This is a genomic window from Maribacter polysaccharolyticus (assembly GCF_028882255.1).
Taxonomy (GTDB): Bacteria; Bacteroidota; Bacteroidia; order Flavobacteriales; family Flavobacteriaceae; genus Maribacter_A; species Maribacter_A polysaccharolyticus.
This window is the reverse complement of record NZ_JARBUY010000005.1, coordinates 353,625-374,689: the sequence shown is the minus strand read 5'-3', so window position 1 is coordinate 374,689 and position 21,065 is coordinate 353,625. Positions and strand designations below refer to the sequence as shown.

Sequence of the window (21,065 nt, the reverse complement as noted above, 5' to 3'; positions counted from 1 at the left end):
TAATTGACCATTGCTAATTGCTCACTCCACCGGATGGTCTTTGTGATAGGTGACCATTAGGGAAACCACGGCATTATAGCTTTTGATGCCTTGTTTTTGGTTGTTGGCTTTTAGGAAAGAATTGAAAATGGATTTAAATACCGGTTCCATGGGGTTTTCGAACGATTGCCAAAAACGGGCCATTTCCATGAAATTCTTTCGGGTACCCGGGTTTATCCCAGCATACAGTTCCTTGAATTTGGCCTCGTCGTTCCTTCGTAGGTCACTTAGGCAATAGGTTAGGGCATAGGCATAGGCGGTATATTGAAAATAGATATCCGGATTGTAAATGGTGGCCAAATACCCAATGAAGTTGGTCTCGTTCTCTGCAGAATAGCCGATTTGGTGCCCTATTTCGTGTCCGGCGACCACAGGGAACCTAAAAACCGGGAGTCGCCCATTTACCTGTCCCTCATGGGTAAACGGATTCAAATACCCCCCATATCCCATATAGCTCAATCCCGTACTGAACAGTGACGTTTTTATACTGGGGTGGCCATAGGTCAAAAAAGGATAGGCATTCCCCAAGTTTTCATAACCGATCAGGGTTTTGTCCAGAATTTCCTTTTTGGTGTAGGGGACCACTACGGCCTGGGCCGTATCCTTCGTAATGGCATATTGTAAGGTGTTGGTCTGTTGGATCAAGGCTTCCGTGAGGGCCAAGAGTTCGGTGTCGGTATGTCTGTTCTCGAGGGCGAACCTTTTGGCAATGGGCTCCCGGTAGTAATTGAACCCCCAAAGCAAATGAAAGGTGAAATAAGCAATCGAAAGGACAAAGATGATATTGCGTAAAAAAAGTAGGGGATAGGTCTTTATTTTTAGCCAATGCTTCCATAAATAGCGAAGTGCCAAAAGGGATATTGAAAAATAGAGGATATCCCCTATGGAAAAGGGAATCCATCCGTATAAAACCCTAAAAAAACCCGATATCCATGGGTAAATGCCATTACTGTAATATTTTTCGATACTCTCGGGATGGTTACCCCACCATTTTACGATGATTATCTGTGGGATAATGGATGCTGCGACCCAATTTTTGATGTTGTGAACCATGGTTTCAAAAATAGGGATTAATACCTGAAATTACATTCGTATGACGTACTTTTGAACGGTAAAAACAATAGTATGGGGAAAGAAGTAAGACAGTTGGAACCACGGGAGGTGTGGAATAAATTCGCTGATTTGAACGAAGTGCCCAGGCCCTCGAAGAAAGAAGGGCGGGTGATACGGTTTATGTTGGATTTCGGTACGTCGTTAGGGCTTGAAACCTTTTCCGATAGCGTAGGGAATGTGATCATCAGGAAGCCGGCCACAGCGGGTATGGAAGACCGTAAAAAGGTCACCTTGCAATCCCATCTCGATATGGTGCACCAAAAGAACGCGGATACGAAGTTCGATTTTGATACAGAGGGCATTAAGATGTATGTCGATGGCGATTGGGTAAAGGCCCAGGGTACCACCTTGGGGGCCGATAACGGTCTAGGGGTTGCCGCCATTATGGCCTTACTCGAAAGTACCGATATTCCCCATCCTTTTTTGGAAGCCCTTTTTACGATTGATGAAGAAACCGGAATGACCGGTGCAATGGGGCTCGAAGGCGGCGTACTGCAAGGCGCGATATTGTTGAATCTCGATACCGAGGAAGATGATGAAATCGATATCGGTTGTGCGGGAGGTATCGATGTAACGGCAACCAGGAGCTATACGGAAGAACCCACGGCCGCCGGTTCGGTAGGATACCTCATTACGGTAAAGAACCTGCAAGGCGGTCATAGCGGTATGGATATCCATAAGGGATTGGGAAATGCGAACAAAATCATGAACCGCTTGCTTTATAATGCAACGGAAGCTTTCGATATACAGCTCTCCGAAATTGACGGTGGAAGTTTGCGCAATGCCATTCCTAGGGAAAGTTTTGCGAAAATAGCGGTAAAGAACGATCAAGTCATAGATTTTGAAAGCAGATTGAAGCAATGGGCAGCTATCATTAAAGCGGAATTTGCCATTAAAGAACCCGAATTGGAGCTAACGGCGGTAAAGATCGATACCCCGGAAAAAGTAATGCATAAAACGGTCCTAGAAAAATTGGTAAGGGCTGTCTATGCTGCCCATAATGGGGTATATGCCATGAGTGCGGCGATATCCGATTTGGTGGAAACTTCGAACAATATCGCCCGTGTCGAGGTGAAGGACGGAAAGATGAAAATAGGGTGCTTAACCCGGTCATCGGTGAATTCGGCCAAGATGGATGTGGCGAATGCCCTTAAATCGGCTTTCGAATTAGCGGATTTTTCGGTTGGTTTCGATGGGGATTACCCCGGTTGGAACCCGAATCCGGATTCCGCCATATTGGATGTCCTTGAGGGTAAATATGCCTCCCTATTTGGGGAAAAACCACAGGTAGTGGCGTGCCATGCCGGTTTGGAATGTGGTATCCTAGGGCAGAATTACCCCGAAATGGATATGATCAGTTTTGGTCCTACCATTAAAGGGGCGCACTCCCCAGACGAAAGGGCAAGTATTTCCTCGGTTCGGAAGTTTTGGAAATTTTTATTGGAAATCCTTAAGGACATCCCTAAAAATTAACAGGTAATACTTGATTTACATAATAAATTAACGATAAATTTGTGTTTTGTCATTTTTTATTCTTTAATTTTAAGTAATTACTAAATTTAAGGTTATGGGTATAAAAAGTTTTCAAGGCGCAAGAAAGAATCAAAATACCACGACAACGGAGATTCCTTTGAAGGTCAGCGATTATATGACCACGAAGCTTATAACGTTCAGGCCCGAGCAATCCGTTGAAGAAGTTATCGATGCTTTGCTCGGCAACAAGATTTCAGGCGGACCCGTGGTCAATGATAAGAATGAATTGGTGGGTATGATATCCGAAGGGGATTGTATAAAACATATCAGCGACAGTCGCTATTACAATCTGCCAATGGCCCAAGCTACCATTGAACAAAGGATGATTCGGAATGTTGAGACCATTGATGGTGATATGAACATCTTTGATGCGGCGAACAAATTCCTCAACGAAAGACGTAGGCGTTTCCCGATTGTAAAGGATGGTAAATTGGTGGGGCAGATATCACAAAAGGATATTCTTAAAGCCACCGTTATGCTGAAATCCCAAAATTGGAAAAAATGATTTTTTGGGTGAGGGCGAATTGATTCCCCTACATCGGCATTTGTTGTTTCGACCCCGGTACGTCGGGTCTTTGGAAAATGCCTGTTCGGTATCAAGAAGGCAAACGGCAAGAAGGTAAAACATGGTGTTCCCTGAAATAAGGGATGAAAAAATCCCGAAACCTAAAAAAGGCTTCGGGATTTTTTAATGTATATCCTGTTTTTTATTATTCCACGATACCGGTAATCTCCAAATCGAAAATTAAATTGGAATTTGGGGGAATAGGACCACTGCCTTGCTCACCATAGCCTAAATGGGGAGGAATGAACACACGGATCTTATCACCGACGTTCATGGTCAAGAGTCCTTCTTTGAAACCTGGGATCAATCCGGCATCCGGACTGTAAGGCATGGGAACGGCCTCATACCCTCCGCCGGCTTTTCTACGCGGATTGTATTGCATGAATTTTGTTGCGATATCTTCATAGTTGCTGTCAAAAAGGGTACCGTCTTCCAGGTAACCGGCGTAAAAAACCTTTACCTGTTGACCAATAGTAGGCTTTTCACCAGTGCCCTCAACAAGTTTTAACAACTGTAATCCCGAAGGTAGGGTGGTTGCCTTATTTTTGTCGGCCGCTAAGGTTGCAGCGAATTCAGGAAGCATTTTGTCATATTCCACTTGTCTGGCCTGTTTTTCTTTTTCTTCCTCGGCCAACCTTTTCTTCTCGGCGTCGAAATATTCGGTCATGACCTTTACGGCATCGAACTTTCTGGCCGCTTTTCCGTTCCTGATGATCTCCACGGTGTTCATTACCACGTCTTCGACAGGCCTGTCTTTTTGTGGTGAAGGTGAGGTTTCAACATTGGCTATGGAATCGACAATCTCCATACCCTTTACGACTTCCCCGAAAACGGTATGCCTGCCGTCTAGGAAAGGGGTTTCTTTATGGGTGATGAAAAACTGGCTTCCATTGGTTGTGGGTCCTGCATTGGCCATAGACAGTATGCCTGCCTTGTAATGGGTCAATGAATCATTGAACTCATCCTTGAACTTGTAACCCGGATTGCCGCTTCCGGTGCCTGTAGGGTCTCCTCCTTGAATCATGAAATCTTTGATGACCCTATGGAAAATGACACCGTCATAATACTTTTTGCCTTGGTATTCCTCACTTACGAATGGGTTTGTGCCTTCGGCCAAGGATACGAAGTTCGCAACCGTTACCGGGGTTTTTTCCGCTTCCAATTTAACAATGATGTCGCCTTTTGTGGTTTGGATGTCCGCGAAGAGACCATCTCCCAATTCGGGATATTTGCTCGATTTGCAACTGGTCAAGGCTATTGAAAGGGTAAGTAATAATAGAAAATGTTTTTTCATTGTTGGTGGTTTAATTTTGAATACTATCTTGTTGTTTATGGATTTTGAATATGGTTACCGTTGATTTTAAGGGTACGTTGATACCTATTTTATGCTCATCCCCATGATAGCCATAGGCTAGGGAAGATGGGAAAAAGAAGGTAGCGGTTTCATTCTCCTTCAATAATTTGATGCTGTTGCGCAATCCCGGAAAAAGTTCTTGCTTGTCTACCTTATAGTTGAAGATCCCGATTTCTTCCTGTGAGTAAATGGTGTCGTTATTGAAGCTCATGACGTTATAGGTCATGGTGACCAGGTCATCGGGTCGGGGGGTGTATTCGGCCATCTCGTTTTTGTGGTCGTAATAGTACCATGTACCCGTACTGCTGTGGGTGTACTCATGCAGGGAATCACTTTTTATGAGTTCACCGATCATTCGTTCTTCAAGGGCCAATAGTTTTTTGCTCCGTTCAATGGAGGAATCGATGTTTCCCGATTTTCTTTGTACTGGGCGTCGGGGTTCGGGACCGCCACAACCCAAAACGAGCGTGGCCATTAGAAGTAATAGAAACTGTTTCATGGGTTCAATTGCGTCTTATAGTCTTTTAAGAGTGTGCTAAAGTAGTCAACGGTTTCTTTCAAGGATACATCACTGCGTCCCCCGGCGGCATTGGTATGTCCGCCCCCATTGAAATGTTTTCTGGCAAACTCGTTTACCGAGAAATCCCCTTCGGAACGGAATGAGATCTTGATGATGCCTTCATCCTTGTTTTCTATGAATATCACGGCAAAACAGATGCCATGAAGGGTAAGTCCGTAATTGACGAACCCCTCGGTATCGCCTTTTTGAAAACCATAGGTGTCCAATTCATCCTGGCTCAGTGTAATGTATGCGGTGCTGTATTCCTCCAGGATAACCATGTTCTTTAAGGCGCAGCCCAATAAATGTAAGCGGTTGGGGGTATTGGTGTCATATACGAGATTGTGTGCTTTCGTGTTTTCTGCCCCTTTATCGATCAAAGCGGCAACGACCCTATGGGTCCTACTCGTAGTCGATGAATATTTGAACGACCCCGTATCGGTCATGATTCCGGTATAGATGCAATTGGCTATTTCCGGGGTAATTTTGTCATCATCCCCTAAAAATTCGATAAAATTATAAACCATCTCACAGGTAGAGCTCATCAGCACGTCCGAATACATATAATCGGCATAATCGGAAGGGGCCTGGTGATGGTCTATCATAATAAAAGTGGCATCACTTTCCTTAAGGCAGGGTTCTACTTGTCCTATGCGTCCCAAATGGTTGAAATCCAACGTAAATATCAGCGTTGCTTCATCGATATAAGCCTTGGATTGCGCATTCTCCTTTTCAAAATTCAGGATCTGATCCTGCCCGGGCATCCATTTTAAGAATTTCGGGAAGTCATTGGGAGCAATGATCTGGGCCTTTTGCCCCCTGTTCTTAAGGTAATGCCATAATGCCAAGGTAGAACCGATGGCATCGCCGTCAGGGTTCTTATGGGGTATGATTACTATTTTTTGGGGTTTGGAAAGTAGCCTTGCTACCGCGTTTATGTCCTCTGAATTCATGTGCCCAAAGATAGTAATATAGCATGGACTTTCATCATGATGGAATATTTTTACCCTTTTGGCGGGATTCATTTACGGCAATCGATCTATTTTCCTTTCCGTGACCTACCCTGATATCCATGGGGGTCGGATCCGGGTAAGGGTTTTATGGACTTTCGGGTCCTGAGGTAATAATAAGGTATAGGAACATAAGGTCGGGGAGTGGGGAATTACCGGTTTGAACCCTGGGCAACCCCATAAATCCTCAATATGTATATATAACCAAAAAGGACCCGATCCCGGGAAATAAACATGGGAGAGTGGCATGCAGGGGTAAAGGGAAGTTAAGAATCGATTGTATTTTTTTTGGGGGCGAAGTGCGGAAACCTGTGGGGTATTGGGTAACGGACACATTAATCCCTCCCGCTTTTTTAGGATTTTTGGGAATTAAACGTATTTTTGACCAAATTTTGACAAATGACAACAAACAGGACTTTTACGATGATCAAACCCGATGCGGTTGAAAAAGGGAGTATTGGGGCAATCTTGGAGAAAATCAATTCTGCCGGATTTAAAATCGTAGCGATGAAATTCACCCAATTGAGTAAAGGCGATGCTGAAAAATTCTATGAAATACATAATGAGCGTCCTTTCTTTGCCGATTTGGTGCAATTTATGACCCGAGGGCCTATAGTGGCCGCGATTTTGGAAAAAGAAAATGCCGTTGAGGATTTTAGGGCTTTGATCGGTGCTACCAATCCTGAGGAAGCTGCGGAAGGCACCATTCGTAAGATGTTTGCGACCAGTATTTCCGAAAACGCCGTCCATGGTTCGGATAGTGATGAAAATGCCGCCATTGAAGGGGCTTTTCATTTTTCGGGAAGGGAGATTTTTTAGTATAGAGGTTAAGCGGTTTTGGCCTTACTTGCTTTGGGCCGAATATTCTTTTAAAAGTATGCCCGTCCGGTTTTCGTAACCGAACGGGATTTTTTTTATCGCAGTATTATTTTTTTCACCAGGTCTTTTCCGATTTCCTCATTCAGCATTTGTACGATTTTGGATTTTCCCAAGCTCAGTTCTTCACGGAGTACCGATGAGGATAGGGAAACATACAGCGTCTCGTTACGAAGTTCGATGGCCGTCGTGTAATTGTTCACCCCATTTCCCATCAGGTTGACCCACGCTTCCCGGGCATTTACCTTGTCAATGCCATGTTGGAGTTTGTTTTTCTGGATAAAATCGCTAAGCGCCCCGCGTAAGGGTACGTTGTCTTTATTTTGTTTAGCCATTATTTTTTAATGTTAATGGGTTGAAAACGATGGTACGTATACGTTTTGTTCTCGGCGTTGGTCACGGTGAAGGAACCGTCATTCAAAGCCAAGAGTTTTTCTGTCCATTCACTGTGTTCGGTTTTATAATGTATCTCAATACCGTCGGGCCGTTGGATCAAGGAAAATGATTCCACATCGTTCGAGGTGTCAAAGGTACCGTCTAGTTGGGGGTACACCTTTTTCCTGAATCCCGAAAGATCCTTGACCTCGATATAGTCGACCGTGGTGTTAATGGTATATTCCTTTAGGGTACCGTCGGGTAGGCCTACTTGCTTGATTTCCCAATAGCCGTTCAACAAAGGCAGGTCGTCCGTAGAGATCTTTTTTTGGCATGCGGCCAAGGTCAAAATGATTCCGAAAAAAAAGAAACGTTTCATTCTAAAGTTTGAAAATTTTGTACGATTGATGTGTGTTTTTAATGATGTTCTCGGTGCGCTCGGCATGGGTGTCGCTGATGAATATCTGTCCAAAATGCTCATTGTCCACAAGACTTACGATATGGCCCACCCTGTTTTCATCCAATTTATCGAAAATGTCATCCAATAAAAGGATCGGGGTTGTTTTCGCCTGCTCTTTTATAAAATGGAACTGTGCGAATTTCAACGCGATCAAGAACGATTTTTGTTGTCCTTGACTGCCGAACTTTTTAATGGGATGACCGGCGATCGTAAAATTAAGGTCGTCTTTATGCACCCCAACGGATGTATATTGTAAAACACGGTCTTTTTCAAGACTATCGGAAAGCAACGCCATTAAGCCTTTGTCCTGCAACTTACTGTCATAGCTTAACATTACCTCTTCGTTTCCGCCGGAAATCGCACTATATTGTGCTATAAAGATAGGGATAAAAGCCTCGATGAAGTTTAAGCGTTTGTTAAAGATCACGGTGCCATAGGCATTTAATTGTTCGTCATACACTTGAAGGGTAGCGGCATCAAAGGTGCGGTTGGCGACAAAATATTTGAGTAGGGAATTGCGCTGCGCCAACACCCTGTTGTAATTGATCAGGGTCTGTAAATATTCCTGGTCCGATTGGGAAATGACCCCGTCTATGAATTTTCTTCGGGTATCGCTGCCTTCTATGATGAGGTCCCGGTCTGCCGGAGAGATGATGACCAAGGGCAAAAGACCGATATGGTCAGAAAGACGGTCGTAGGCCTTGCCGTTTCGTTTAATGGTTTTTTTCATGCCCTTTTTTAGGCTGCAAACGATTTTTTCTTCCCTGCCCGACTTTTCGAATTCGCCCTCAATGACGAAAAATTCTTCCCCATGTCTAATGTTCTGGGTGGCTACGGGATTAAAATATCCCTTCCCAAAGGTTAGATGGTAAATGGCATCCAAGGCATTCGTCTTGCCGATTCCGTTGGGACCTACAAAGCAATTGATCTTCATGTCAAAGTCAAAAGTCCGGGAGTCGAAATTTTTATAGTTAATGAGCGATAATCTCTTGAGAAACATTGTGGGAACCTCGATTTTTTAAATGATGGAGCAAGGGTTTCTTGCAAAATATCAAAAATAACGAATAAATACCGCTTCGGATTTCAATAAAAACTTTATTTTTGCGCGATTAATAAAATTACCAATGGCAACATATAAAAAGAAGGGATTTAAACCCAAAAATAAAGTTGAAGAGCAAAAATTCGATGAGCAGGAAAGTACAACGGCAGAGGTGTTCAGCACCCTGGATGAAAGTGCTTCGAAGACAGAGGAATGGGTTTCCAAAAACCAGAATGTCATCCTTGGCTTCATAGGAATCGTTGCCGTTGCGGTATTGGGGTACCTGGCCTATGTACAGTTTGTCCAAAAACCCAAAGAGGCGGAAGCCACCAATGAGCTTTTGTATCCACAACAGTATTTTGAACAAGCCCTGAATTCCACTACGGCCAAGGATTCATTGTATACCCTTGCCTTGAACGGTGCCGAAGGTAAATACGGATTCTTGGATATCATCAATGAATATTCAGGTACTAAAGCAGCGAATTTGGCGAATTACTCCGCTGGAATGGCTTATTTGGAAATGAATAAATATGATGAGGCGATTGCCCATTTGGAAGATTTTTCTTCCGATGATGATATTTTGGGGGCACTTGCAAAAGGTGGACTCGGGGATGCGTTTATGCAGTTGGGGCAACCTGAGGATGCCTTGGGTTATTATGAGAGTGCCATGAAGCATAGCGATAACGGATTTACTACGCCGAAATTCCTCTACAAATCAGGTATTACGGCCTTGGAATTAGAGCAGAACGACAAAGCTTTGAAGTATTTTCAAAGAATCAAGGATGAATTTCCGACTTCTGATGCCGCTAATCTCATCGATGCATATATTGCAATGGCCGAAAACTCAAAATAATGGCTACCGCAAATAAAAACCTATCGGAATACGATAAAACGACTCTCCCAAATGCGAAGGACCTTCGGTTTGGGATTGTTGTTTCTGAATGGAATGCTGAAATCACGGAGGCACTTTATGATGGGGCTTTTGAGGCATTGGTCGATTGTGGGGCCCTTAAATCGAACATTGTACGATGGAGTGTTCCCGGGAGCTTTGAGCTCACCTATGGGGCAAAGAAAATGATCACTACCCAAAAGGTCGATGCGGTAATAGCCATAGGTAGCGTGATACAGGGCGAAACCAAACATTTTGATTTTGTTTGCAGTGCCACGGCCCAAGGGATAAAGGATCTAAATGTTCTTTACGATACGCCCGTCATTTTTTGCGTACTTACCGATAATACGTTGCAACAAGCCATTGACCGCAGTGGGGGCATACATGGCAACAAAGGTACCGAAGCGGCCATCGCGGCCATTAAAATAGCCACCTTAGGGCAATAGTATTCTACCGGTATTTACTTGTTTTAAAACCAATTCCAGCGATTTTCCATTTTCGGACTGTTAACAAATTTTGGCATTGGGCATACGTCATTTTTTTTGATTTTAAGTAACTTTGAGAACAATGGGTATATTGAGGAAATTTACACGGATCAGTAAAAATAGAAAGTACGACTATAAGCCTCGTTTCTATGATGATAAGGGAAAAGGAAGCCCTTTCAAGATAGAATCGAAGTTCGATAAGTTCCGCAGTACCGTGAATGCCCCTAGGGGAATCAAAGGAAAGTTCAATTCGGCCGTTGATGACTTTAAAACAAAGGGTGACCGCAATATGAAGATTCGATTTTTAATAATCCTGGCGGTTTTGATACTGGTTTTCCTTTATATAATCGATTTTGACATCTCCATATTCTTTAAACGATAATGGCGGATATCATTAAACTTTTACCGGATCATGTTGCCAACCAGATCGCAGCAGGTGAGGTAGTGCAGCGGCCTGCATCCGTAGTGAAGGAGCTATTGGAAAATGCCATCGATGCCGGGGCGACTTCCATAAAACTTATTATCAAGGATGGTGGCAAGAACCTGATCCAGGTTATCGATGATGGTATTGGGATGACACCTACCGATGCCCGAATGGGCTTTGAAAGGCATGCGACATCCAAAATTCAAAAAGCGGAAGATCTTTTCAGTCTGAATACGAAAGGGTTCAGGGGGGAAGCCCTGGCCTCTATTGCCGCCATTGCCCACGTTGAAATGCAGACGAGGCCCGAACAGGACGAAATGGCTACCCATATACGTATTCAAGGGAGTGAAATCAAGTTCCAGGAAGTTTGTGTCGCTCCTAAAGGTACCTCGATGTCGGTGAAAAACCTGTTTTTCAATATCCCGGCTAGGCGTAATTTCCTGAAGTCGAACCATGTGGAATTACGGCATATTACCGATGAATTCCATCGGGTAGCCCTGGCGCATCCCGGCATTGCCTTCAATTTTTACAATAATGGCAGTGAACTTTTCAATTTACCCAAGGCAAACCAAAGGCAAAGGATCGTACATATTTTCGGGAGCAAGACCAATGAGAAATTGGTGCCCGTAAATGAGGAGACCCAAGTGGTTAGGATTTCCGGTTTCATCAACAAACCGGAATTTGCGAAGAAGAGTAGGGGGGAACAGTTTTTTTTCGTCAACAATCGTTTTATAAAAAGTCCGTATTTACACCATGCGGTTTTGGCGGCCTTTGAAGGCTTGATCAAATCGGATGCCTATCCCGGATATTTCCTGTATTTAGACGTTGACCCCGCATCTATTGATATCAATATACACCCTACAAAAACCGAGGTGAAGTTCGATGATGAGCATACCTTATATGCCATGCTACGTTCAACGATCAAACACAGTTTGGGACAGTTCAATGTGGTTCCTGCATTGGATTTTGAACAAGATCAAAACCTTGAAACACCCTATGATTATAAGGATAAGAATGTCGTTCAGCCCAATGTGAGTGTCGACCGTACATTTAATCCTTTTAAGGAATCCACACCGAAAACCCCGAGTACTGCAAGCTATAAAAAGCAAAGTACCGATGGTTGGGAGAACCTATATATTGGTTTGGATTCGAACATGGGGCAAGATGAAGGGTTCAGTAGTGTGAAATTTGAATCCGAATCGAATACGGGATCATTTTTCGAGGCCCATCAAGAAGGATTGGAATCTATTGCCACTACCTTTCAATTACGAAGGAAATATGTTGTAACTACCATAAAATCGGGAATGGTGGTCATTGACCAGAGTAGGGCACATCAAAGAGTGCTTTATGAACAATTTTTAAGGAATATAACGGTAAATGAAGCGGTTAGCCAACAATTGTTGTTTCCTTTGCAATTATCCTTTTCCAAATCGGATATTGATATTCTAAACGAAATAAAGGATAGCTTAACAAGTATTGGTTTTGTATTTTCGAATATCAATGGGGAAGAAGTTCGTATTACCGGAGTGCCACCTTTGGTATCGGAGAGTGAGGTTGGAATGGTTTTGGACCAATTGATTTCGGATTTTCAAATGGAACTTTCCGAGGATAGCTTTTCCCAGACCGATATTTTGGCGAAAACCTTGGCAAAGACATTATCCGTAAAGACCGGGGAGGTGTTGAACAATGCGTCCCAATTGGCATTGGTAAACGATCTGTTTGCCTGTAAGGAATCTAGGTGGAGCCCTTTTAACAAGCCGGTTTATATTACGATTACAGAAAACGATATAGATAAAAAATTTATTTAAATGGGAAGAATGACAAATGCCATAAAGCATTTATTGATCGTAAATGTACTTTTTTTCGTGGCCACCTCCTTATATGGGGATCAAATGTATGAGTGGTTCTCACTTTGGTTCCCAAAGAATGATAATTTTGAGTTATGGCAGTTGGTGACCCATATGTTCATGCATGGGGGATTGGCCCATATCGGATTTAACATGTATGCCCTTTGGGCCTTTGGTACACCATTGGAGCGCATGTGGGGCAGGAATAAATTTTTATTTTTTTATTTTTCTGCCGGAATCGGGGCGGGACTTATCCATTCCGGGGTCAATTATTATTATTTTAACGAAGGGATACAGGCCTTGGTAAATTCAGGAATGGCAAAAAGTCAGGTAATCGAGATCATTTCAGGGGGGCAATACAGTCCGTCTTGGTATGATATTGCATCAAAAAGTACGATCGATAATTTTTTAAGTGCCTATAATACACCGGCCGTCGGTGCTTCGGGGGCAATTTATGGGGTGTTGGTAGCTTTTGGGATGTCGTATCCGAACAGTGAACTCTTCCTTATTTTCTTGCCTATTCCGATCAAAGCGAAAATATTCATTCCGGTATTGATTGGGCTCGATTTATTCTCCGGGGTAACCGGTTATGGTATTTTTGGGCAGGGTATCGCCCATTTCGCCCATGTCGGGGGTGCTTTGGTAGGATTTATCATGATGTGGTATTGGAAGAAGAACCAATTCAATAATAACCGTTGGAATTGAAAATGACTACAGGGAATATAAAATATCAATTTGCCAAATTGTCCGTTGCGGAGAAACTCATTGTCGTTAATGCAGCCGTTTTCATCGTTAACGGATTGATCACATTGTTGTTCCAGGCAAACCCGGACATGCTGGTCCAATGGTTTCAGTTGCCCAAGGATTTCTTTGATTTTTTGATGCAGCCCTGGTCATTGGTCACCTATTCTTTTTTTCACGGAGGGTTAGGGCATATCTTTTGGAACATGTTGGTGCTCTTTTATGTGGGGCGTATCTTTTTGAACCTGTTCAACGGAAGGCGGTTTTTAAACGTTTATTTTTTAGGGGTGATCTTGGGAGGCTTGTTCTTTATGGTCGGTTACAATGTATTTCCTGCATTTTTTACCGTCAATGCGGCTTTGATAGGAGCATCTGCCGGGGTTAGGGCCATATTGATCTTTATTTGTGCCTATTTGCCCAATCAGGAGGTCCGATTGATTTTCTTTAATCTAAAACTCTGGTATTTGGGGGCCTTCATTGTTGTGATGGATTTGGTCCAATTGTCGATGGGTATGAATCCCGGAGGAAACTTCGCACATATCGGAGGCGCACTTTTAGGGTATGTTTATGCGACCCAATTATTAAAAGGAAGGGATATTGGTGAAGGGTTTTCCAAATTGGTGGATGGTATTGCCAATCTATTTAAAAAAACCGAGAAAAAGGCTCCTATGAAAACGGTCTATAAGAGCACAAAGACCAAAACAACGGATAAGTCTTATAAGAAAGAAAGCCATCAGCGCCAAATAGATGCCATTTTGGACAAGATCAGTAAGTCGGGCTATGAAAGCCTGTCGAAGGCAGAAAAGGACTTTTTGTTTCAAGCCGGTAAAGAGGATTGATTTTGGGAAGAGGTCTTGGTAGGTTCAATAAATTGATGTTGTTTTTAAATATCCTGGCAGCTTTTTTTATGTTGTTGGCAAGCATCACACGTTTTTTAAGTTGGGGTATTTTTTCTTTCTTGTCCTTTCCCAGTCTTTTTCTACCGTACCTAGTCCTGGTCAATGTTCTTTTTTTTCTGTATTGGGGGTTAAAAGGGAAAAAACAGGTACTCCTTCCTTTTTTGATCCTTCTTTTTGGTTATTTGAGCCAAGATCCATTTATCAAGGTATTTGATGCAAATTCGGAACCTGAGGAAGGGGATATAAAAGTATTGAGCTTTAATGTACACGGATTTAGTGGGATTGAAGGCAGGAAAAATCGGATTCCAAAAGAAAAGATCATCGATTTTATTAATCGACAAAATGCGGATATCATCTGCTTGCAAGAATTTGATAGTAGGCTTAAAGGGAGTTTCAGCTATTACCCTTATGAATTCGTAGTGCTGAATGAGTCGGATAAAAGCCCGCAGACTGTTTTTTCAAAATTTCCCATCATTGCCAAGGGGTCATTGAATTTTCCCGATACCGGAAACGATGCTTTGTTTGTTGATCTATTAATAGAAAAGGATACGTTGAGGGTATACAATGTTCATCTCCAATCGTTACAAGTAAGACCGCGTTCCTTTAAAAGGGAAGCTACAGACCGGCTGTTGAATCGTTTGAACCAATCGTTTCAAAAACAACAGGAGCAGGCCGATATGGTGCAGGAAGATGCCGCAAAGGTAGCCCATAAAAAAATCATTTGTGGGGATTTCAACAATTCCCAATTTTCCAGTGTATACCATACCATAAAAGGTGATATGAAGGATTCATTTCATGAAAGGGGTTTTGGTTTGGGGAGAACGTACGTTTTTAAATTTTTACCTTTTCGTATCGATTTCATTTTAACGGATCCCGAATTGGAAGTCAGGTCCCACAAAAACTTTGATGTACGGTTATCCGATCACACTCCCATTATGGCTTCATTTCGATTGAAGGAATAACATCATGCAATCCAAAGTGTCGGCCAAGATATGGATCAATAAGGCCAACCCTAGAATTCGGGTGTTTTTGAAAAATACAAACAGGAAGTAAATGGCTATGGCCCAGTAGCTATGCAACGGGTGAAAGCCTATGCTGCATCGGTTAGGATCAAAAATGGGCGTGGCCCATAGGTGGTCTACATCGATCAATATGCCCAATAGGAGAAAAATGGCCACTTTGATAAAGCGTCCCTTAAAAAAAAAGAGGGCAATGAGAATCGGGACCAAAAAATGAAACCCATAATGTAGTAGGGGTCTAAGCATTTAGAAAGTCCAAGTTGAAATTGTTGAGATAGGTCAAGGCATTGGTGCCTTCGTTGAACAATAGGTCCAAGGCACTGGTGTTTTCGATGAAGGCATGGCGATCCCCGAAAACTTGTTCATAGGGTTCTTGATCGAAACTTCGTTGGTTTTTACTTAAGACCAAAAACCGTCCGTCTACGATTCCGTTTGGTAAGGAGGTTTCATAGGATGCCGTTTTTTCACTACTGGTTTTAATCTGTAGACATGAATTCAGGGTTTGTATGGTGTCCATATTGAAATCCATCAGAAAATCGTAGGACTTCCCGTAAATCGGGGCGAGCTCATCTTCGTAGAATTCAAAAAAAGGGGAAGTGCGATAGGCGGTTTCAAGGGTACGCCAATGTTGTCGTTGCCATTGGTAATCGTTGTCGAGCCTTACATCTTTATATTTTTGTCTGCCTTGATTGCCCCCAATGTGTTTAACCGGAATACTCATTAGATGTCGGCCGCGATCCGTACAGATATAGCAACGGTTTCTATAGGTCTGTTTCTGGTAATTGTCCTCGGTTTCCCATAGTACATCTTTTTGTGCCATTATAGCAGCGGTGACTATATTGGGAAAATAGGTAGGATGAAGGAGTGTTTTCACTTTTCACGTTGATTTGATGGCTTTTTAAGGCAATTGGTTTTTTGATGTTGCTTTCGTTTTCAATTTAAATCAATCATTTGTTTTCTTTCTTCGTTTTCTGAAAAAATCAAAAACAAACCAACCTGCCAACGCCAATATAAAGTATTTAAAGTAAGAAACGGGTTCCCCTGATCCATTAACCGTGGTAAATACCCGATCCCAGCGGATGTTCCAATTGCGCCATCCGTCCCTGAAATTTTCAATACTCATCCATATGAATATGGGCGTACCCACAATATGGTCTTCGGGAACATAACCCCAGGTTCTACTGTCTTCGGAATGGTCCCGGTTATCGCCCATCATCCAATAATAATCTTGCTTAAAGGTATAGGTGTCGGTTACTTGGCCATTGATACTTATTTGATTGCCGTTTACCGATAAGGTATTGTCTTCATAATCCTTTATGATCTTTTTATAAAGTGGCAAGACTTCAAGGTCCAAGGCCACGGTCTTCCCTTTTTCAGGAAGATAGATGGGACCGAAATTATCGTTGTTCCATGCATAGGCATTGTCCTGGGGAAATATATTGTAACCTTTTTCCCCTTTGGGGGAAATGATTTTAACCACTGAATCGATCGCCGTATTGTTTCTTAATTTATCCGCTAAATCTTCGGTAACCGTCAACAATCGTTGTCTATCGGTCTGTTCCTTGAGGGATAATCCCGCACTTCGGATGACATTGGTGGGAATGCCCAAGTGATTCGTGATCAGTTCAATATTTCCGGAGGCCGACCTTCTGCTACCCAGTAAGTAGGGCATGATCACATTCAATTGATTTTGGGTAAGTTGGGAAGTGATATAAATGCGATTGAAATCGGAAACGCCAAGTTCCTTCAACAACCTGGAGGATACCCCATTTTGCGAATACGCCATATAATCGTATTGGGGTTTGGCTCGGTCCGGTAATACGGTTTGCTTTCCGTTGATATAGACATAACCATCGATTACGGCCAATGAATCCCCCGGAATACCTACACATCGTTTTACATAATTCGATTTTTTGTCGATGGGTTTCTTTACGCCTCTTTCTTTTTTAAAGAAGCGATACACCGTATCCGCAGGCCAACTAAAGACCACGATGTCGTTCCGCTCTACTTTGGTGATCCCCGGTAATCGCATGTAGGGCAAGTGGGTCTTGTTCAAGATGGAATTCTTATAGGTCGATGGGTCTACATCGGCCACATAGGAACGTATGCCCAGCCCGGGTAGGGTATCGTGTACCATAGGGGCGGCAATCGTGGTCATCGGAACCCTTGCCCCATAGTGGAACTTACTTACAAAAAGGAAATCCCCGATGCGCAGTGTTTTTTCCAATGATCCTGTGGGAATTACATAGGGTTGAATGAAATAGGTATGGACCAAGGTGGCGGCCACAACAGCAAATACGATGGAACTCACCCATTCTCCCAAAGCCGTTGTCGGATGTAAACTGCGGTCTTCGATGTATTTCACCTCCATGGTGTAGTTTACATAGTAGATGTAAAAGCCCAGGGTCAGTACCACCAACCAGGATTCCCAAAGGCTGTTTCTTCCAAAACTCCGTATGGTTTCAACCCAAATTACAGGGAACATCAATAGGTTTATTATGGGAATGAAAAGGAGTACGACCCACCATTTAGGTCTGTTGATGATTTGCATCAATACGATTCCATTGTATATTGGAATGGCAGCTTCCCATGCCTTTCTGCCTGCCTTTACATATAATTTCCAAGTTCCTAGGAAATGAATGACTTGAATGATCAATATGAAAATAATCCACTGGGTACCGTTCATCGAATCTGTAAATTTTGGGTCTTTGACCGCTCTCGTTACTATTTAATCCACCGTTTTATGATCACGGCTTTTCCTGACTTTTATATTTGGGTTAACCTAGGTTGAGCACATCGCGCATGGAGAAAACCCCTGTTTTACCAATAATCCACTCTGCGGCAATAACCGCACCTTGGGCAAAACCTTCCCTGTTGTGTGCGGTATGTTTGATTTCGATACTATCTACCGAACTGTGGTATTCCACAAGGTGTGTTCCCGGAACATCGTTTTCCCTTTTGGCCGTAATGACGATTTCATCATCTTTGCCTTGATCCAAACTCCAATTATTATATTTGGAATTGTCCAAGATGCCTTCCGCCAAAGTAATTGCGGTGCCACTTGGGGCATCCAATTTTTGGGTATGGTGGGTTTCTTCCATACGTACCTTATATTGGTCTAGGTGTTGCATCATTTTGGCCAAATACCCATTCAATTCAAAAAAAATATTCACACCCAAACTATAATTGGAGGCATAAATGAACGCACCGTTTTCTTTTTGGCAAAGGGCAACGGCTTTGTCGTAATCCTTTAGCCATCCGGTAGTTCCGGAAATGATGGGTACGTTATGGGTTATACATTGTTCAATATTCTTGAATGCTGCCGATGGCATACTAAAGTCGATGGCTACGTCCATTTTGGAAAAATCGATTTCCTTGGTGTCCACATCGATCTTGGCAACAATATGGTGCCCTCGATCCAAGGCGATTTTTTCAATCATCTTACCCATTTTGCCGTATCCGAACAAAGCTATATTCATATTCTTAAAATTTTATGGTAAAGGCAACGCCATAACTGGGGTTGCTTGTGATAGGATCTAGATCCAAATAGGGGTGTACATCGATGTCGAGACTTAAATCATCATCCACATTGAATTGTTTTAGATGTGCATCCACATTGGCATCGATGATATTCAAAGCATACATGGCTATGGTTATTACCAACGATAGATCACGATCTTCCTGATATTTTTCTTGTTGGTATTCCAGATCGTCCAAATCCAGATCGGGGTCGGCCCCTTCTGCATTATCCCCATTGATGTCATAGAACTCATCATCGGTAAAGCCGGCGACCCTTCTTTTATATGCCGTCCTGAAACGTTTGTAATAATCGTCGTTGAATTTGTAGGCATATACCCCAACCCCTAAAGCGGCATAAACGATGGGGACTTTCCAGTACCTCTTGTTATAAATTTGACCCAACCCGGGTAGAACGGCGGAATAAAAAGCGGCTTTACTTGGGGCCAAAGGATTCATAACCTTTTTTTCCTTTATGACCTCAACGTCGTCCTCAACAATAATCCCTTTTTCCTTGAATTCTACCTCCAAGGAGTCTTTTGCACTGGGATCGGGGGCTTTGGTTTTGGGAATGGAGTCGTTTTCCTGGGCTGAAACAGCTAGGACAGACAGGATGATAAATAATAAGGTAAGGAGGAGTTTATTCACCTACTATTAATTTTTTGATACGTTGGAATTCTTCTTCTGAATTGAAAGGAATCGTGATTTTACCCTTACCCTTTTCCGTAGCATTGATGGTTACCCGTGTAGTTAAATGATCGCCTAGCTCCTGGGAGGCTTTTTTGGTGAAATCGGGCGGGGCAGTGCTTTTTTTACTTTTTTTCGCCGGATCGACTCCTTCTTGGTAAGCCTTTACAGCCTTTTCGGTATCCCGGACAGAGAGGTTCTCACCGATGATTTTTTCATATAGCGCAATTTGATCGGCCTTTTTTTCGATGTTCACCAAGGCCCTACCGTGACCCATACTCATAAACCCGTCCCGAATACCGGTTTGTATTATGGGGTCTAAACGCAATAGGCGCATGTAATTGGTGATCGTGGATCTTTTTTTACCGACACGTTCACTCAATTTTTCTTGTGTCAATTGAATTTCGTCTATCAATCGCTGATAGGAAAGTGCAATTTCTATAGGGTCAAGATCTTGTCTTTGTATATTTTCAACCAAGGCCATTTCCAACGATTCTTGGTCATTGGCAATACGGATATAGGCCGGGATGGTCTCGAGTCCCACCAATTTTGATGCCCTATATCGCCTTTCCCCCGAAACAAGCTGATATTTATTGAAATCGAGCTTTCGTACCGTTATGGGTTGGATCACACCTAATTCCCTAATGGAGGAGGCAAGTTCTTCCAAAGCTTCGGTATTGAAACTGGAACGGGGTTGGAAAGGGTTTACCTCAATGGCGTCAATATCGAGTTCCACGATATTGCCCACTACTTTGTCTGCATTTTTATCCGATGCGGTTTTTATATCATTCTCAGGGTCTTTGAGCAATGCGGAAAGTCCACGGCCCAATGCCTGTTTTTTAGTTGCCTTCGCCATTTAAACGGTTTCCTTGTTTTTTTTCAATAATTCATTTGCCAAATTCAGGTAATTGGTGGCACCCTTGCTACTTGCATCATACTTTATGATACTTTCCCCATAACTAGGGGCTTCACTTAACCTTACATTTCGTTGGATAATGGTATCGAAAACCATATCGGAAAAATGTTTTCGAACTTCCTCGACCACCTGGTTCGACAATCTAAGTCTCGAATCGAACATGGTCAATAGAAGTCCTTCGATATCCAATTCAGGATTGTGTATTTTTTGGACACTTTTAATGGTATTCAATAATTTGCCCAATCCTTCCAAGGCAAAATACTCACATTGGATCGGTATCATGACCGAATCTGCCGCGGTCAAGGCATTCAATGTCAATAGTCCCAAAGAAGGAGCACAATCTATTAGGATAAAGTCATAATCATGTTTAAGGTCGATAATCGCTTTTTTCATCATGTATTCCCGTTCATCCTTGTCCACCAATTCTATTTCAATGGCGACGAGATCGATGTGGGAGGGAATCAAATCCAGGTTCGGGGAATCCGTGGTGATAATGGTATCCTTGGCATCCATTGTATGTTCCAACAATTGATAGGTCCCCGTTTCGATTTCCTCAACGTCAATTCCCAGTCCGGAGGTAGCGTTAGCTTGGGGATCCGCATCAATAAGAAGTACTTTTTTCTCCAGTACTCCCAGTGAGGCGGCCAGGTTTACGGTGGTCGTAGTTTTGCCTACCCCACCTTTCTGATTTGCAATAGCAATAATCTTGCCCATAGTAA

At 42.9% G+C, this 21,065-nt stretch carries 24 protein-coding genes; 10 read left to right on the top strand and 14 right to left on the bottom strand.

Annotation, left to right across the window (positions count from 1 at the left end; genetic code table 11):
- Nucleotides 1-21 precede the first annotated feature (21 nt).
- On the bottom strand, nt 22-1,092 hold the full coding sequence (locus tag PHU20_RS17275) for a DUF3810 domain-containing protein (RefSeq protein ID WP_274826658.1): 1,071 nt from the start codon (nt 1,090-1,092) through the stop codon (nt 22-24).
- Between the two features lie 72 nt (nt 1,093-1,164).
- On the opposite strand from PHU20_RS17275, the gene PHU20_RS17270 reads away from it, so the two are divergent.
- Both PHU20_RS17270 and PHU20_RS17265 read left to right on the top strand, forming a co-directional pair.
- Complete coding sequence (locus PHU20_RS17270) at nt 1,165-2,625, top strand: aminoacyl-histidine dipeptidase (protein ID WP_274826657.1); 1,461 nt, start codon at nt 1,165-1,167, stop codon at nt 2,623-2,625.
- A 94-nt stretch (nt 2,626-2,719) separates the two neighbouring features.
- The gene (locus PHU20_RS17265; protein WP_274826656.1) at nt 2,720-3,190 is read left to right on the top strand and encodes a CBS domain-containing protein; all 471 of its coding nucleotides are present in this window, start codon (nt 2,720-2,722) and stop codon (nt 3,188-3,190) included.
- Nucleotides 3,191-3,395: 205 nt separating this feature from the next.
- Here the strand turns inward: PHU20_RS17265 and PHU20_RS17260 are convergent, their stop codons facing one another.
- Genes PHU20_RS17260 through PHU20_RS17250 form a run of 3 tightly spaced genes read right to left on the bottom strand, consistent with a single transcriptional unit; the run spans nt 3,396 to nt 6,116 of the window.
- Nucleotides 3,396-4,544, bottom strand: coding sequence for a peptidylprolyl isomerase (locus tag PHU20_RS17260; RefSeq protein WP_274826655.1), 1,149 nt, complete (start codon nt 4,542-4,544; stop codon nt 3,396-3,398).
- Between the two features lie 10 nt (nt 4,545-4,554).
- The gene (gldI, locus tag PHU20_RS17255) at nt 4,555-5,103 is read right to left on the bottom strand and encodes a gliding motility-associated peptidyl-prolyl isomerase GldI (RefSeq protein WP_274826654.1); all 549 of its coding nucleotides are present in this window, start codon (nt 5,101-5,103) and stop codon (nt 4,555-4,557) included.
- Nucleotides 5,100-6,116 carry a DHH family phosphoesterase gene (locus tag PHU20_RS17250; protein ID WP_274826653.1) on the bottom strand — a complete coding sequence of 339 codons (1,017 nt, stop codon included), beginning with the start codon at nt 6,114-6,116 and terminating at the stop codon, nt 5,100-5,102. Before PHU20_RS17250 ends, gldI begins: the two co-directional genes overlap by 4 nt.
- Nucleotides 6,117-6,572: 456 nt before the next feature.
- Between PHU20_RS17250 and PHU20_RS17245 the strand changes: the two genes are divergently transcribed.
- Nucleotides 6,573-6,992: a nucleoside-diphosphate kinase gene (locus PHU20_RS17245; protein WP_274826652.1), complete on the top strand. Its 420-nt coding sequence runs from the start codon at nt 6,573-6,575 to the stop codon at nt 6,990-6,992.
- Nucleotides 6,993-7,087: 95 nt separating this feature from the next.
- On the opposite strand, the gene PHU20_RS17240 is transcribed toward PHU20_RS17245, so the two are convergent.
- The 3 genes from PHU20_RS17240 to recF are packed head-to-tail and all read right to left on the bottom strand — an operon-like array spanning nt 7,088 to nt 8,884.
- Nucleotides 7,088-7,384, bottom strand: a complete 297-nt coding sequence (locus PHU20_RS17240) for a DciA family protein (RefSeq protein WP_274826651.1) — start codon at nt 7,382-7,384, stop codon at nt 7,088-7,090.
- A complete protein-coding gene (locus PHU20_RS17235; RefSeq protein ID WP_274826650.1) occupies nt 7,384-7,803 on the bottom strand; it encodes a hypothetical protein in 420 nt (139 codons plus the stop codon). The genes PHU20_RS17240 and PHU20_RS17235 overlap by 1 nt, the downstream gene beginning before the upstream one ends.
- Before the next feature lies 1 nt (nt 7,804).
- Nucleotides 7,805-8,884 carry a DNA replication/repair protein RecF gene (gene recF / locus PHU20_RS17230; RefSeq protein ID WP_274826649.1) on the bottom strand — a complete coding sequence of 360 codons (1,080 nt, stop codon included), beginning with the start codon at nt 8,882-8,884 and terminating at the stop codon, nt 7,805-7,807.
- Between the two features lie 124 nt (nt 8,885-9,008).
- Between recF and PHU20_RS17225 the strand changes: the two genes are divergently transcribed.
- The 7 genes from PHU20_RS17225 (at nt 9,009) to PHU20_RS17195 (ending at nt 15,170) form a co-directional block, all read left to right on the top strand.
- Entirely contained in the window at nt 9,009-9,776 is a 768-nt protein-coding gene (locus PHU20_RS17225; protein WP_274826648.1) for a tetratricopeptide repeat protein, read from the top strand.
- The gene (gene ribH, locus PHU20_RS17220) at nt 9,776-10,258 is read left to right on the top strand and encodes a 6,7-dimethyl-8-ribityllumazine synthase (protein WP_274826647.1); all 483 of its coding nucleotides are present in this window, start codon (nt 9,776-9,778) and stop codon (nt 10,256-10,258) included. Before PHU20_RS17225 ends, ribH begins: the two co-directional genes overlap by 1 nt.
- A gap of 121 nt (nt 10,259-10,379) precedes the next feature.
- The gene (locus PHU20_RS17215; RefSeq protein WP_274826646.1) at nt 10,380-10,679 is read left to right on the top strand and encodes a riboflavin synthase subunit beta; all 300 of its coding nucleotides are present in this window, start codon (nt 10,380-10,382) and stop codon (nt 10,677-10,679) included.
- Nucleotides 10,679-12,529, top strand: a complete 1,851-nt coding sequence (mutL, locus tag PHU20_RS17210) for a DNA mismatch repair endonuclease MutL (protein WP_274826645.1) — start codon at nt 10,679-10,681, stop codon at nt 12,527-12,529. The genes PHU20_RS17215 and mutL overlap by 1 nt, the downstream gene beginning before the upstream one ends.
- Complete coding sequence (locus PHU20_RS17205) at nt 12,530-13,273, top strand: rhomboid family intramembrane serine protease (protein WP_274826644.1); 744 nt, start codon at nt 12,530-12,532, stop codon at nt 13,271-13,273.
- A 2-nt stretch (nt 13,274-13,275) separates the two neighbouring features.
- The gene (locus tag PHU20_RS17200; RefSeq protein WP_274826669.1) at nt 13,276-14,148 is read left to right on the top strand and encodes a rhomboid family intramembrane serine protease; all 873 of its coding nucleotides are present in this window, start codon (nt 13,276-13,278) and stop codon (nt 14,146-14,148) included.
- 2 nt (nt 14,149-14,150) lie between these two features.
- Complete coding sequence (locus PHU20_RS17195; RefSeq protein ID WP_274826643.1) at nt 14,151-15,170, top strand: endonuclease/exonuclease/phosphatase family protein; 1,020 nt, start codon at nt 14,151-14,153, stop codon at nt 15,168-15,170.
- On the opposite strand, the gene PHU20_RS17190 is transcribed toward PHU20_RS17195, so the two are convergent.
- From PHU20_RS17190 to PHU20_RS17160, 7 genes are all read right to left on the bottom strand, one after another.
- Nucleotides 15,150-15,473 (bottom strand): DUF6122 family protein, encoded by a 324-nt coding sequence (locus PHU20_RS17190; RefSeq protein WP_274826642.1) that lies wholly within the window; start codon nt 15,471-15,473, stop codon nt 15,150-15,152. The two genes, PHU20_RS17195 and PHU20_RS17190, sit on opposite strands and share 21 nt — an antisense overlap.
- Nucleotides 15,466-16,101, bottom strand: a complete 636-nt coding sequence (locus PHU20_RS17185) for a WbqC family protein (protein WP_274826641.1) — start codon at nt 16,099-16,101, stop codon at nt 15,466-15,468. The genes PHU20_RS17190 and PHU20_RS17185 overlap by 8 nt, the downstream gene beginning before the upstream one ends.
- Nucleotides 16,102-16,170: 69 nt before the next feature.
- Nucleotides 16,171-17,913 (bottom strand): signal peptidase I, encoded by a 1,743-nt coding sequence (gene lepB, locus PHU20_RS17180; protein ID WP_274826640.1) that lies wholly within the window; start codon nt 17,911-17,913, stop codon nt 16,171-16,173.
- 91 nt (nt 17,914-18,004) lie between these two features.
- Nucleotides 18,005-18,706: a 4-hydroxy-tetrahydrodipicolinate reductase gene (gene dapB, locus PHU20_RS17175; protein ID WP_274826639.1), complete on the bottom strand. Its 702-nt coding sequence runs from the start codon at nt 18,704-18,706 to the stop codon at nt 18,005-18,007.
- Nucleotides 18,707-18,710: 4 nt separating this feature from the next.
- Complete coding sequence (locus PHU20_RS17170; RefSeq protein WP_274826638.1) at nt 18,711-19,391, bottom strand: DUF5683 domain-containing protein; 681 nt, start codon at nt 19,389-19,391, stop codon at nt 18,711-18,713.
- A complete protein-coding gene (locus PHU20_RS17165; RefSeq protein WP_274826637.1) occupies nt 19,384-20,286 on the bottom strand; it encodes a ParB/RepB/Spo0J family partition protein in 903 nt (300 codons plus the stop codon). The genes PHU20_RS17170 and PHU20_RS17165 overlap by 8 nt, the downstream gene beginning before the upstream one ends.
- Nucleotides 20,287-21,060 carry a ParA family protein gene (locus PHU20_RS17160; protein ID WP_274826636.1) on the bottom strand — a complete coding sequence of 258 codons (774 nt, stop codon included), beginning with the start codon at nt 21,058-21,060 and terminating at the stop codon, nt 20,287-20,289.
- Nucleotides 21,061-21,065 lie beyond the last annotated feature (5 nt).

Excerpts from the sequence above, each read along its gene's own strand:
- PHU20_RS17215 (WP_274826646.1), top strand. The coding sequence starts at position 10,380 with ATGGGTATATTGAGGAAATTTACACGGATCAGTAAAAATAGAAAGTAC.
- lepB (WP_274826640.1), bottom strand. The coding sequence starts at position 17,913 with ATGAACGGTACCCAGTGGATTATTTTCATATTGATCATTCAAGTCATT.
- PHU20_RS17250 (WP_274826653.1), bottom strand. The coding sequence starts at position 6,116 with ATGAATTCAGAGGACATAAACGCGGTAGCAAGGCTACTTTCCAAACCC.
- PHU20_RS17260 (WP_274826655.1), bottom strand. The coding sequence starts at position 4,544 with ATGAAAAAACATTTTCTATTATTACTTACCCTTTCAATAGCCTTGACC.
- PHU20_RS17265 (WP_274826656.1), top strand. The coding sequence starts at position 2,720 with ATGGGTATAAAAAGTTTTCAAGGCGCAAGAAAGAATCAAAATACCACG.
- ribH (WP_274826647.1), top strand. The coding sequence starts at position 9,776 with ATGGCTACCGCAAATAAAAACCTATCGGAATACGATAAAACGACTCTC.
- PHU20_RS17205 (WP_274826644.1), top strand. The coding sequence starts at position 12,530 with ATGGGAAGAATGACAAATGCCATAAAGCATTTATTGATCGTAAATGTA.
- gldI (WP_274826654.1), bottom strand. The coding sequence starts at position 5,103 with ATGAAACAGTTTCTATTACTTCTAATGGCCACGCTCGTTTTGGGTTGT.
- PHU20_RS17200 (WP_274826669.1), top strand. The coding sequence starts at position 13,276 with ATGACTACAGGGAATATAAAATATCAATTTGCCAAATTGTCCGTTGCG.
- PHU20_RS17235 (WP_274826650.1), bottom strand. The coding sequence starts at position 7,803 with ATGAAACGTTTCTTTTTTTTCGGAATCATTTTGACCTTGGCCGCATGC.
- PHU20_RS17240 (WP_274826651.1), bottom strand. The coding sequence starts at position 7,384 with ATGGCTAAACAAAATAAAGACAACGTACCCTTACGCGGGGCGCTTAGC.
- mutL (WP_274826645.1), top strand. The coding sequence starts at position 10,679 with ATGGCGGATATCATTAAACTTTTACCGGATCATGTTGCCAACCAGATC.
- PHU20_RS17190 (WP_274826642.1), bottom strand. The coding sequence starts at position 15,473 with ATGCTTAGACCCCTACTACATTATGGGTTTCATTTTTTGGTCCCGATT.
- dapB (WP_274826639.1), bottom strand. The coding sequence starts at position 18,706 with ATGAATATAGCTTTGTTCGGATACGGCAAAATGGGTAAGATGATTGAA.
- PHU20_RS17165 (WP_274826637.1), bottom strand. The coding sequence starts at position 20,286 with ATGGCGAAGGCAACTAAAAAACAGGCATTGGGCCGTGGACTTTCCGCA.
- PHU20_RS17245 (WP_274826652.1), top strand. The coding sequence starts at position 6,573 with ATGACAACAAACAGGACTTTTACGATGATCAAACCCGATGCGGTTGAA.
- PHU20_RS17275 (WP_274826658.1), bottom strand. The coding sequence starts at position 1,092 with ATGGTTCACAACATCAAAAATTGGGTCGCAGCATCCATTATCCCACAG.
- PHU20_RS17225 (WP_274826648.1), top strand. The coding sequence starts at position 9,009 with ATGGCAACATATAAAAAGAAGGGATTTAAACCCAAAAATAAAGTTGAA.
- PHU20_RS17270 (WP_274826657.1), top strand. The coding sequence starts at position 1,165 with ATGGGGAAAGAAGTAAGACAGTTGGAACCACGGGAGGTGTGGAATAAA.
- PHU20_RS17160 (WP_274826636.1), bottom strand. The coding sequence starts at position 21,060 with ATGGGCAAGATTATTGCTATTGCAAATCAGAAAGGTGGGGTAGGCAAA.
- recF (WP_274826649.1), bottom strand. The coding sequence starts at position 8,884 with ATGTTTCTCAAGAGATTATCGCTCATTAACTATAAAAATTTCGACTCC.